Origin of the sequence: Virgibacillus sp. M23, from assembly GCF_034190895.1 — a bacterium.
GTDB classification, from domain to species: domain Bacteria; phylum Bacillota; class Bacilli; order Bacillales; family Amphibacillaceae; genus Virgibacillus; species Virgibacillus salarius.
The window spans coordinates 1-255 of the sequence record NZ_JAWDHA010000418.1; the positions used below are offsets into that span (position 1 = coordinate 1).

The 255-nt window shown below is 39.6% G+C and carries 1 protein-coding gene; it reads left to right on the top strand.

The genetic code is table 11. The annotated features are described in order from the left end of the window. Window positions 1-255, top strand: a 255-nt coding sequence (locus tag RVS70_RS23500) for a transposase zinc-binding domain-containing protein (protein WP_321135113.1), incomplete at both ends; no start/stop codon positions are given.

Here is a 255-nt window from a genome sequence, read left to right on the forward strand (position 1 = left end):
GAATTCGTCCAATTGTCATTAAAGAGGTGGAAAAATTTCGTGACTGTGGAGATCCCAAAAATGGATTCAAACTCTATGTTTGTGAAGGATGCCATGACGTTCGACATGTCCCTTTTCGATGTAAAGGGCGTTTTTGTACAACGTGTTCTGTAGGAGAAAGTGAAGAATGGAGTCGCGTCCTTACAGAAGATATAGTACAAGTGAACCATCGGCATGTAATCTTTACGATAGATGAAAAATTACGGGCTATATTTC